Origin of the sequence: Streptomyces ossamyceticus, assembly GCF_001418475.1 — a bacterium.
Classification (GTDB): domain Bacteria; phylum Actinomycetota; class Actinomycetes; order Streptomycetales; family Streptomycetaceae; genus Streptomyces; species Streptomyces ossamyceticus.
On sequence record NZ_LIQX01000353.1, the window covers coordinates 1 to 10,818 of the forward strand.

The following is a 10,818-nucleotide window of genomic DNA, read 5'->3' on the forward strand; positions in this document are numbered from 1 at the left end:
GCACGCCGTACCTGTCCCTCGGCGCCGCCGCCGAGATCTGCCGGGACTCGGCCCACCTGGTGCCCGACCTGCCCGCGCTCAAGCCCTTCCGGCCCGACACCCCCGTACGGCCCGTGGAGTCCTCGGCCCCGGCGGTGCAGCCGCACCCGGTGACCGACTGACCTTCTCCCACCCCCCACCCGGTCGGCGTGACCGCCTCGCGCCAACTCCCTACCCCTGCCATGCCTGAATCCCGAAAGGAGCCGCATCATGCGCGCCCAACTGGCTCGTGTCGACGCGGTGCTCGTCCAGGCGCTCATCGCCGCCGCGCTGTCCTTCGCCCACCTGCACGACGTCGCCTCGGCGGCCGGTCAGGACGGGTGGAAAGCGTGGGCCTACCCGGTCTCGGTCGACCTGCTGCTCGTCGCCGCGTGGCGCCGACTGCGCTCGGGTGAGGCGAAAGCGGCCGGTTGGTGCTGGTTCGTCATCGCCCTCGCCGCCTCCCTCGGCGCGAACGTCGCCACCGCCGGCCTTCTCGACCTCGACAACGTCCCGGCCTGGCTGCGCATCCTCGTCGCGGGCTGGCCCGCCGTCGCCTTCCTCGGCGGAACCCTCCTCGCCCACACCGCCCCCGCCACAAAAGGCGAAGAGCACAAGGGCCCCGAGGACACGGACGACACCGTGGACCAGGAGCACGCGCCCGAACTCGCCCCCGAGGAACCGCCGCCGACACCACCGGCCATCGAGCCACCGCCGCCCGAGCGGCCCGCCGTATCCGTCCCGGCCGCCCTCGTCGAACACGCCCGCAAGGTCGCCGCCGAACACCACAACCGCACCGGAGCACCGATCGACACCCCGACGCTCCGCGCTCGCCTCGGTGTCCCCTCGCCCATGGCCGAGGCCATCGCCGCCCACCTCTGAAGGGAGATCCCGTGTCCGCCAACCGCCGCTTCCGCAACGTCACCCGTATCGGCCCGGTCCAGGTCGCCACGTCCTACGACGGCCGGGGCCGCGAGAAGCACACCGCTGCCTGTACGGCCCCGCGCTGCGGCTTCTCCGCCGACTACGACAGCCGCGCCGCCGCCGAGCTGGCCGCCCGCACCCACCGCTGCCCCGTCCGCTGATCCTCCGAAGGGACCCGCACACCGTGACCGTCAGCCTGCCGCTCGTCGTCGTCCTCGGCTTTTTCGCCTGGGGCGCGGTCAAGTTCCTCGGCGTCCGCACCTGGGTCGTCGTCCTGATCGCCCTCTTCGGCTTCTACCTCTCACAGACCTTCCTCGCCCCCGCCATCGAATCCGGCACCCGCTCCGGCGTGGACGTCATAAACGGCTCACATGCCTAGACGAGTAGATAAGGAGAGTCCGACCGTGTTCCTACCCAAGTACCCCGACAGCCCCACCCCGCCGCCCTCGCACACCCACACCCCGGCCGATCCCGCGCCCGTACGGCGCTCGCTTCCGGCGGTCCACATCAGCCCCGCCGTGGTGGCGGTCGTGGTCGTCGGCGGTGTCGTCCTCACCGCGCTCCTGGCCGCCGTCGCCGTCTCGGCCGTCTCCGTCGCCATCGCGGCCGTGGTCCTGCGCTCCCTGATCCGCGAGCAGAACCGGCGCTGAACGCGCCCGACACCCGGGGCGGCGCACACGACCAAGCATCCGTCGCCCCGGGGCCATCACTCCTGACCGAGCCAGTCAGAAGGAGAATCGCCATCTTCACCCGCACCACACCGCCCCCGCCCCCGCTCCCGGAACTCGCGAAGCTCGCGGAGCACGGCACCCTGCCCGGTATCCTCCGCCAGCTCTCCGGCCTCGGCGGCTGCACCCACCCGATCCGCCTCGACGGCCACCGCACCGAGCACGACGTCGACACCACGACCGGCGAGATCGGCCGCGTCCTCCACCACCTCGACTCCACCGACCTCCCGGCCGGCCAACTCCTCGTCCGCTGCAACAACCGCCGCACCACCCGGTGCGCGACCTGCTCCGAGGTCTATCGCCGCGACACCTTCCACCTGATCACCTCCGGACTGCGCGGCGGCAAGGGCATCCCCGAACACGTCGCCACCCACCCGCGCGTCTTCGCCACCTTCACCGCACCGAGCTTCGGCCCGGTCCACAACCGCCCTTCCAGTGGGCGCCCGTGCCGCTGCGGCACCCGCCACGATCAGGACGACGCCGTACTCGGTACCTCGCTCGACCCGGACACCTACGACTACGAAGCGGCCGTTCTCTGGAACGCCCACGCCGGGCCGCTCTGGCGACGCTTCTCCACCTACCTGCGACGGGAAGTCGCCAAGCGCGCGGGCCTGTCACAACGCCGCTTCCGCGACCACGCCCGCGTCTCCTTCGCCAAGGTCGCCGAGTACCAGAAACGCGGTGCCGTCCACTTCCATGCCGTCATCCGCATCGACGGCCCCACCGGCGGCGACACCCCACCCCCGGCCTGGGCGACCGCCGAACTGCTCACCGACGCCATCGAGACGGCGGCGGCCAAGGTGCGTGTCGACGGCCCGGTCATCGACGGACGCACCCACACCTTCGCCTTCGGCCGCCAACTCGACGTCCGCACCATCCGCTCCGCCGACTTCAACGACGGCCAGGAGCTGACCGAACGCGCGGTCGCCTCGTACATCGCCAAGTACGCCACCAAGGGCGCTGAGACCGCCACGGGAGCTCTCGACCGGCCGCTCAAGTTCGCCGCCGAACTCGCCCAACTCGACATCAGCGACCACGCCCGCCGCCTCATCCGAACCGCCTGGACCCTCGGCGCACGCAAGGACCTCGGACACCTCCGCCTCCGCGCCTGGGCCCACATGCTCGGCTTCCGCGGCCACTTCTCCACCAAATCCCGCCGCTACTCCACCACCCTCGGCGCCCTCCGCGACGCCCGCGCCGAATGGCGCCGAGCCCAAGCGGCAGCCGCAGCACCTGAGCGCGAGACCGGCACGACGTACGTCCTCGCGCACTGGGTCTTCGCCGGAACCGGACTCTCCGACACCGAAACCTGGCTTGCCGAATCCCTCGAACCCGCCCCCGGAACAGAAGGAGAGCCGACCCGTGGCTAAGCGCCATCTCGCCGTCGTAGAAGCCGCCGCCGAACCGCGCGCTCTGCCTTCGCGGTACCTGACTCCTCTGGACGTTGCCGAGATCCTGGGCGTGCCGGTCGAGACGGTCTACCAGTGGCGGCGGAAGCGCACGGGGCCGCGTGGCTTCCGGGTTGGCCGGCATCTGCGTTACGACCCCGTGGACGTGCGGGCCTGGGTCGAGTCCTTGATGGAAGGGGCTGCTGCCTGATGGCCGGGCACGTCCAAGACCGCTGGTACAGAACGGAGACCGGGCCGGACGGGAAGGCTCGCAGGGTCAAGACGGAGCGGTACGGCACTGGGTCCCGCTACCGGGCCCGGTACATCGGGCCGGACGGCACCGAGAAGTCCAAGAGTTTCCCCGACCGGCAGAAACGGCTCGCTGATCAGTGGCTGGCGCACACTGAGGCCGACATGGCGCGGGGGCAGTACATCGACCCGCGTGCGGCTCGGATCACCTTCGAGCAGTACGCCGAGAAGTGGGTGACTCACGCGCCGGATCCGAACACCCAGGCGTCGATGGAGTCACAGCTTCGGTTGCACGCCTTCCCCTACCTGGGCTCGCGTCCGCTCGGTTCCTTCCAGCCTGCTCACATCCGTGACTGGGTGGGGAAGCTGCAAGAGAACGGCGTGCGGGGCTCGTACGCCCGGACGATCTACTCCAACGTGCGGGCCGCGCTGAGTGCGGCCGTGGACGACGGGCACCTTCCCCGGAATCCGTGTGCAGCTCGCTCGGTCCGGCCGCCGACGGTGGACGTCAAGCGCGTCGCTCCCTGGACACCGGAACGGGTCTTCGCCGTGCGGGCCGCCATGCCTGAGCGGTACCAAGCCATGGTCGACCTGGGTGGCGGCTGCGGGCTCCGCCAGGGGGAGATCCTTGGCGTCGCCGTCGACGCGGTCGACTTCGAGTCGGACACGCTTCACGTGGTCCAGCAACTGAAGCTGAGCCGGAGCAAGGCGGTGTTCGCTCCGCCCAAGGGCGGCAAGCTGCGGGATGTGCCGCTTCCTGGGCCGGTCGCTGATGCGCTCCGGGAACATATGAAGCGGTTCCCGCCGGTCGAGATCACCTTGCCGTGGAAGGTAGCGGACGGGCCTCCGGTGACCAAGCGGTTGATCTTCACCGGGCCGCGCGGCGGGCATGTCTGGCGGACTTCGCTCAACGAGGAGGTGTGGAAGCGGGCGCTGGCCTCGGCCGGGGTGATCCCCAAGCGCAAGCCGGGCGAGTCCTACGCCGAGTCCCGCGAGAACGGCATGCACGCGCTCCGCCACTTCTACGCCTCGGTGCTCCTGGACGCCGGCGAGAGCATCAAGGCCCTCGCCGAGTACCTCGGCCATTCGGACCCTGGTCTCACGCTTCGCGTGTACGCGCACCTGATGCCCTCAAGCCAGGAGCGCACACGCAAGGCAATCGCTCACGCGTACGACGAATTTCAGATCACACCCCGGACCTGAATCTCGCAAAGCGCTCCCGCTGCCACTCGAAACCCTAACTGGAAAGGCCCTGACTGGTATGTCAGGGCCTTTCGCCGTCTGCTTGCGCTTCGCACGGGGTCTCCGTGTCGTTGCCCTAGTCGGCCCTATGGGTGGAGGGCGACCGTCGGGTGCACCTGTGCCTCTAGGTCAGGATTGGTTCCGGATGAACTTGATGATCATGATGATGAAGCCGGGAAGGGCGAACCCCACCACGACCCCGGTGGCGATGGCCTCGAAGTACGACGAGTGATCCATCATCCGCTTGAGGGTCCCGGCTATGAAACCGACGAACCCCCCAGTCAGCAGGATGATGACAATCTCGTACTTCCGGAGCTTCTTGCCGCCGTCGTCTCCGTTGTGGCCGCCACTACCGCCAGAGTTGCTACCGCCACCGTTACCAACGTTCGGTACCGGAACCTGCGGGCTGCTGTGCGCCGCATTCATTTGCAACCGATCCTTCTTCAGCGCGCCTGCGAGGTGAGCTGTCGGATTCGGGCCGGTTGAGTTGCCCGGCCGCACCCCTGGGAGAGATGCGGCTTCACCCCTAGCCGACGCCTGTGAGCCGTCGGCACCTACCTTGGGTCCCCCGCTCCTGCCGTTCCCGTTAGTCATCGACTGGGCATCCGTGCGGCGGCAGGATTCGGCGCTCCGCCCGAACGGCCCCACCGAGTCTGCGGCGGGGGCTTGTCGTGATGGAGATCGTGACTCACAGATGCCCGAAAATCCCAACAGAACCGGGGGTTTGTGGTGTTACTCACCACTGGCACTCAGTGCCGTGTCGGTAGCGCCAATCGCCGCAGGTCACAGGGATATTGATGATGCGTCAGCTCGACAGGGCGGGAGTCCCTGGTAGATGCGCGTAGACCCGTTCGGGACGCCGTGTCAGAGCAAGGTCGTTGGGGTCGGACCCGAGGTCCAGGGGCTGGTAACTCAGTCCATCGAGACCGACACCCTAATGGCCCTCCTGGAGGGTGGCTCCAGGCGTATAACGAACGACAGGGGGTGCGTGCTGCCGGACACTGCGGCACGACGCCCAGGAGATGCCGCTCGCGCTCATCGGCACAGCCGGCGATGCACTCGCCATCCGGACCGACGCCCCACCGAGATCCCCGTCTCAGTGGCGCTGCTGTCGCCCTCGACATCCGGGTCCGCCGCTGGCTTCGTCGCACCTGACGGCCCACAGACGGCCCAGCCCCACCAAGAAGCCCCCTGCCAGCGGAGAACCCGCTGGTAGGGGGCTTGTTCGGCTCTGCTTACTTCTTCTTGCCCTGGTTCTTGACCGCTTCGATCGCTGCCGCGGCCGCCTCGGGGTCGAGGTACTTGCCGCCGGGGGTGACCGGGGTGAAGGAGGCGTCGAGTTCGTAGTAGAGGGGGATGCCCGTGGGGATGTTCAGGCCCGCGATGTCGGCGTCGGAGATGCCGTCGAGGTGCTTCACGAGGGCGCGGAGGCTGTTGCCGTGGGCGGCGACGAGGACCGTGCGGCCCGCGAGGAGGTCGGGGACGATGCCGTCGTACCAGTACGGGAGCATGCGGACGACGACGTCCTTCAGGCACTCCGTGCGGGGGCGCAGCTCCGGCGGGATCGACGCGTAGCGGGCGTCGCCCGACTGGGAGTACTCGGTGCCGTCCTCCAGCGGGGGCGGCGGGGTGTCGTACGAGCGGCGCCACAGCATGAACTGGTCCTCGCCGAACTCGGCGAGCGTCTGCGCCTTGTCCTTGCCCTGGAGGGCGCCGTAGTGGCGCTCGTTCAGGCGCCAGGAACGGTGGACGGGGATCCAGTGGCGGTCCGCGGACTCAAGGGCCAGCTGGGCGGTGCGGATCGCGCGCTTCTGGAGGGAGGTGTGCAGCACGTCGGGCAGCAGGCCGGCGTCCTTGAGCAGCTCTCCGCCGCGCGTCGCCTCCTTCTCGCCCTTCGACGTGAGGTTGACGTCCACCCAGCCGGTGAACAGGTTCTTCTCGTTCCACTCGCTCTCGCCGTGGCGGAGGAGGATCAGCTTGTACGGTGCGTCGGCCATGGCCCCGAGCGTAATCGACGGCCGGGAGACGTCGCCCATATGGCCGACAGGCGGACAGTTCCGGCGGGCAGGCCCACGGACAGCCCTGCGGACAGCCCTGCGGACAGCCCTGCGGATGGTTCCGGGGAGGCGGACGGTTCGGCGGACAGAACCATGGACAGTTCCGGGGGCGGTTCCGGCGGACACCCCAGTGATGGGGATCGGGGAGAGCTCGTCAGTTGACGGTGTTCGTTAATTGGGTGGTCGGGGGCGCGCCCGCGTTCGTAAGTTGTGTCCGCTGCTTTAGCCGCTTACGTCGTGGGGGACCGTCATGCCACTCGCCGCTGCCAGACGCGCTGTCCGGGAGTCCGTCTCGGGGCTTCCCCGCGAGTTCTGGTGGCTGTGGACCAGCACGCTCGTCAACCGGCTCGGCGCGTTCGTCGCCACCTTCATGGCGCTCTATCTGACGCTCGACCGCGGCTACTCCGCCTCGTACGCCGGTCTCGTCGCCTCCCTCCACGGGCTCGGCGGCGTCGTCTCCTCCCTCGGCGCCGGTGTCATGGCCGACCGGCTCGGGCGGCGGCCCACCCTGCTGATCGCCCAGTCCTCCACGGCCTTCTCGGTCGCCCTGCTCGGCTTCGTGCAGGACCCCGTCGCCATCGCCGCCGTCGCCTTCCTCGTCGGCGCCACCAGCAACGCCTCCCGCCCGGCGGTGCAGGCGATGATGGCGGACATCGTGCGTCCGGAGGACCGGGTCCGCGCGTTCTCCTTGAACTACTGGGCCATCAACCTCGGCTTCGCCGTCTCCTCCATGGCCGCCGGTTTCATCGCCGAGGTCAGCTATCTCGCCGGCTTCCTCATCGAGGCGGGTATGACCCTCGTCTGCGCGATCGTCGTCTTCCTGAAGCTGCCGGAGTCCCGCCCCGAGCGGACGACGGCGGAGAAGGCCGCCGCCGACGAGGTGGGTCTCGGGACCGTGCTGCGCGACCGGCGGTTCATGAGCGTCGTCGGGCTGTCCTTCCTCGTCGCGGTGATCTTCCAGCAGGGCGCGGTCGGGCTGCCCGTCGCCATGGGCGAGGCGGGCTTCACCCCCGCCGACTACGGCCTCGCCATCGCCGTCAACGGCGTGCTGATCGTCGCGCTCCAGATCCCCGTCACGCGGTTCATCGAGCACCGCGACGCCGGGCGGCTCCTCGTCATCTCGTCCGTGCTCGCGGGGTACGGCTTCGGTCTGACCGCCTTCGCCGGCTCCATCGGGGTCTTCGCCCTCACCGTCTGCGTGTGGACCCTCGCCGAGATCGTGAACGCCCCCACGCAGACGAGCCTCGTCGTCCGCCTCTCCCCCGTCCACGGCCGGGGCCGCTACCAGGGCATGTACACCATGTCCTGGTCCGTCGCCGCCCTCGTCGCGCCCGTCATGTCCGGTGTCGTCATCGACCGGTGGGGCGCGGAGTGGCTGTGGGGGCTGTGCGCGGTGGTGGGGACCGTGGCGGGTGCCGGGTACTGGCTGCTCATGCGGCGGATGCCGGAGGGGGGCCTGGGCGCGACGGTGGAGGACCCGTCCGGCGAGCAGGCGGTGAACGAGGCCAAGGGGGCGAAGGCGGCGAAGGGGGCGAACGTGGCCTCGGCGATCTCCGCGGCATCCAGTGCGTCTGCGGCATCCGGCACGTCAGCGGCATCCACCGCGGTCCCTGCCCCCGCTGCGTCCACCACCTTTACGACGTCCACGACGTCCACGACGTCCACGACATCCGTGGCCTCCCCCACGTCCGCAGCCTCCGCTGCGTCCGCCACCTCCCCAAGTCCCGCTCCCGGCGATCAGCTCTGACCGTCGCCCCCCGGGTCCCCTGATTCCACCGGGGCCACCGGGGTCCCCGCGTCCCGTGTCAGATGGCTGAACGCGTCCAGGTTGCGGGTGGACTCCCCGCGCGACACCCGCCACGCGTACTCCTTGCGGATCGCGGAGGCGAAGCCCAGTTCCAGGAGGGTGTTGAAGGCGCCGTCCGCCGCTTCCAGGACCTGGCCGAGGAGGCCGTCGATGCTCTCGGGGGTGATGGCGGCGAGCGGCAGCTTGGCGGTGACGTACACGTCGCCGAGCTGGTCGACGGCGTAACTCACCCCGTACAGCTTGAGGTTGCGCTCCAGGAGCCAGCGGTGGACGCCGGCCTCGTTCTCGTCGGGGTGGCGGATCACGAAGGCGTTCAGGGAGAGGGAGTGCCTGCCGACCAGCAGCGAGACTGTGGTGGAGAGCTTGCGCGTGCCGGGGAGCTTCACGACGTAGTTGCCGCTGCCCGGACTCTCCCACTCCAGCTCGGCCTCGGTGAGGACCTGCTCGATGATCGCCGCTGCGTCAGCCATGGGGCGAGCGTACCCGCCGGTAGTGGAGGGGTGCGGCGGCCGTGGGCGGGGCGGCATCGTGGTGTGCGGCCTACCCGTGGTGGGCCCGTAGTCCGTGCCGCCGGTGGTCGTGGGTCGCCGCCGTGTACACGTCGGCCGTGGCCTGCGCGGCCGTGTCCCAGCCGAAGGACTCGGCGTGGCGGGCGGCGGCCTCGCCCATGCGGGCGGTGAGGTCGGGGGTGTCGGCGAAATCGCGCAGCACGCGCGCGTACGCCGCCGGATCGTGCCCCTGGACCAGGAAACCGGTGTGTCCGTCGCGTACCGCGACCGGGAGCCCGCCGACCGCGGCCGCCAGCACCGGCGTACCGGCCGCCTGCGCCTCGATGGCGACGAGCCCGAAGGACTCGCTGTAGGACGGCATGACCAGCACGGACGCCGCCCGGAACCAGTCCGCGAGCTGTTCCTGACCGACCGGCGGCCGGAAGCGCACGACGTCGGCGATGCCGAGGCGCGCGGCCAGCTTCTGCAGCCCCTCCGGCTTGGCGAGCCCGCTGCCGCTCGGTCCGCCGACGACGGGCACGACGATCCTCGACCGCAGCTCGGGCCGCTCGCCCAGCAGGACGGCCACGGCGCGCAGCAGCACGTCGGGGGCCTTGAGGGGCTGGATGCGGCCGGCGAAGAGGGGGATCAGCGCGTCCTGCGGGAGGCCGAGGCGGGCGCGGGCCGCGGCGCGGCCGTCGGCGGGGCGGAAGCGGTCGAGGTTCACACCGGGGTGGACGACGGCGACCTTGGCGGGGTCGGCCTCGTAGTGGCGTACGAGTTCGTCGGCCTCCTCCGCCGTGTTGGCTATGAGGCGGTCGGCGGCCCGTACGACCTGAGTCTCGCCGATGACGCGGGCGGCGGGCTCGGGGGTGTCGCCGAGGGCGAGCGCGGCGTTCTTGACCTTCGCCATGGTGTGCATGGCGTGCACCAGGGGGACGCCCCATCGTTCGGCGGCGAGCCAGCCGACGTGGCCGGAGAGCCAGTAGTGCGAGTGGACGAGGTCGTAGTAGCCGGGGCGGTGCCCGGCCCACGCCTGCATCACACCGTGCGTGAAGGCACACAGCTGGGCGGGCAGGTCCTCCTTCGCCAGACCCTCGTACGGGCCCGCGTCGACGTGCCGGACGAGGACGCCGGGCGCCAGCTCGACCTTCGGCCGGAGGGCGGCCGTGGTGGCCCGGGTGAAGATCTCCACCTCGATGTTGAGCGCCGCGAGACGCTGCGCCAGCTCCACGATGTAGACGTTCATACCGCCGGCGTCGCCCGTGCCCGGCTGGTGGAGCGGTGAGGTGTGCACGGACAGCATCGCCACGCGGCGGGGCTTCCTGTGCAGTCTCAACCGGGACGCGGCGGTCGGAGAGCGTCGCCCGAGCCTGCTGACGTAGTGGCTCACGTGGCGTTCCTCCTTGCTGCGGGCATGCCGTTCGGAGGGCGTGCGGACCCTCTCGGCAGGGGGAACACCGGACGAGGCCGTTCCATTTCCTCTTTGCAAAAGAATTACCGATGCTCGCTCAACCGTTCGACGATGGAGGTGGACACCGGGCGTCCAGGGGTCCGTACGGCCGGGCGGGGGCAGGCCACCAGGCGCCCTCCGCCGCTCCGGGGCCGGGGTGGGCCAGGGCCCGGAGTCCCGCGCCCCGGCCACCCCCCGTACGCATACGCTCAGCCCATGGCACGACCCGTCGGCACGGTGACCCGAGGCACCACCAACCCCAACCGTCTGCGCCGCATGGACCGCTGGATCGCGGCGACCCACGGCGCCGAACTCCGCCGTGCCGCCACCCCCGTCGCCGTGGACCTCGGCTACGGCGCCGCCCCCTGGACCGCGCTGGAGCTGCTGCGGCGGCTGCGCGCGACAGCGCCCCGTACCGAGGTCGTCGGCATCGAGATCGACCCGGCCAGGGTCGCGGCGGCGCA

At 70.5% G+C, this 10,818-nt stretch carries 12 protein-coding genes, 2 pseudogenes and 1 riboswitch; of the genes and pseudogenes, 10 read left to right on the plus strand and 4 right to left on the minus strand.

Features of this window, described 5'->3' with window-relative positions; all coding sequences use genetic code 11:
- From AOK15_RS47225 to AOK15_RS25105, 8 genes and pseudogenes are all read left to right on the plus strand, one after another.
- Window positions 1-161: pseudogene (locus tag AOK15_RS47225) on the plus strand (FtsK/SpoIIIE domain-containing protein); the annotation flags it as partial.
- 88 nt (window positions 162-249) lie between these two features.
- The gene (locus tag AOK15_RS25075) at window positions 250-900 is read left to right on the plus strand and encodes a DUF2637 domain-containing protein (RefSeq protein ID WP_055520622.1); all 651 of its coding nucleotides are present in this window, start codon (window positions 250-252) and stop codon (window positions 898-900) included.
- Between the two features lie 11 nt (window positions 901-911).
- Window positions 912-1,103 (plus strand): mobile element transfer protein, encoded by a 192-nt coding sequence (locus AOK15_RS25080; protein ID WP_031059711.1) that lies wholly within the window; start codon window positions 912-914, stop codon window positions 1,101-1,103.
- Window positions 1,104-1,126: 23 nt separating this feature from the next.
- Window positions 1,127-1,321 carry a hypothetical protein gene (locus tag AOK15_RS25085; protein WP_033531893.1) on the plus strand — a complete coding sequence of 65 codons (195 nt, stop codon included), beginning with the start codon at window positions 1,127-1,129 and terminating at the stop codon, window positions 1,319-1,321.
- A 25-nt stretch (window positions 1,322-1,346) separates the two neighbouring features.
- The gene (locus tag AOK15_RS25090; protein ID WP_055520623.1) at window positions 1,347-1,592 is read left to right on the plus strand and encodes a hypothetical protein; all 246 of its coding nucleotides are present in this window, start codon (window positions 1,347-1,349) and stop codon (window positions 1,590-1,592) included.
- A gap of 161 nt (window positions 1,593-1,753) precedes the next feature.
- Entirely contained in the window at window positions 1,754-3,040 is a 1,287-nt protein-coding gene (locus tag AOK15_RS25095) for a replication initiator (protein WP_079058685.1), read from the plus strand.
- Window positions 3,033-3,269, plus strand: a complete 237-nt coding sequence (locus tag AOK15_RS25100; protein ID WP_055520625.1) for a helix-turn-helix transcriptional regulator — start codon at window positions 3,033-3,035, stop codon at window positions 3,267-3,269. Before AOK15_RS25095 ends, AOK15_RS25100 begins: the two co-directional genes overlap by 8 nt.
- On the plus strand, window positions 3,269-4,510 hold the full coding sequence (locus tag AOK15_RS25105; protein WP_055520626.1) for a tyrosine-type recombinase/integrase: 1,242 nt from the start codon (window positions 3,269-3,271) through the stop codon (window positions 4,508-4,510). The genes AOK15_RS25100 and AOK15_RS25105 overlap by 1 nt, the downstream gene beginning before the upstream one ends.
- 168 nt (window positions 4,511-4,678) lie before the next feature.
- Here the strand turns inward: AOK15_RS25105 and AOK15_RS25110 are convergent, their stop codons facing one another.
- Complete coding sequence (locus AOK15_RS25110; RefSeq protein ID WP_055520627.1) at window positions 4,679-4,975, minus strand: hypothetical protein; 297 nt, start codon at window positions 4,973-4,975, stop codon at window positions 4,679-4,681.
- A gap of 8 nt (window positions 4,976-4,983) precedes the next feature.
- A riboswitch (cyclic di-AMP (ydaO/yuaA leader) is annotated at window positions 4,984-5,163 on the minus strand.
- A gap of 621 nt (window positions 5,164-5,784) precedes the next feature.
- Window positions 5,785-6,546: a phosphoglyceromutase gene (locus AOK15_RS25115; RefSeq protein WP_055520630.1), complete on the minus strand. Its 762-nt coding sequence runs from the start codon at window positions 6,544-6,546 to the stop codon at window positions 5,785-5,787.
- Window positions 6,547-6,856: 310 nt separating this feature from the next.
- Here AOK15_RS25115 and AOK15_RS25120 point away from each other — a divergent pair, with 310 nt between their 5' ends.
- Window positions 6,857-8,353, plus strand: coding sequence for an MDR family MFS transporter (locus AOK15_RS25120; protein ID WP_240508585.1), 1,497 nt, complete (start codon window positions 6,857-6,859; stop codon window positions 8,351-8,353).
- Here AOK15_RS25120 and AOK15_RS25125 read toward each other — a convergent pair.
- Window positions 8,344-8,883, minus strand: a complete 540-nt coding sequence (locus AOK15_RS25125; protein WP_055520628.1) for a type III secretion system chaperone family protein — start codon at window positions 8,881-8,883, stop codon at window positions 8,344-8,346. The genes AOK15_RS25120 and AOK15_RS25125 overlap by 10 nt on opposite strands.
- A 70-nt stretch (window positions 8,884-8,953) precedes the next feature.
- Window positions 8,954-10,294 carry a D-inositol-3-phosphate glycosyltransferase gene (gene mshA / locus AOK15_RS25130; protein ID WP_055520629.1) on the minus strand — a complete coding sequence of 447 codons (1,341 nt, stop codon included), beginning with the start codon at window positions 10,292-10,294 and terminating at the stop codon, window positions 8,954-8,956.
- A 276-nt stretch (window positions 10,295-10,570) separates the two neighbouring features.
- Here mshA and AOK15_RS25135 point away from each other — a divergent pair.
- Window positions 10,571-10,818, plus strand: a pseudogene (locus tag AOK15_RS25135) (class I SAM-dependent methyltransferase); the annotation flags it as partial.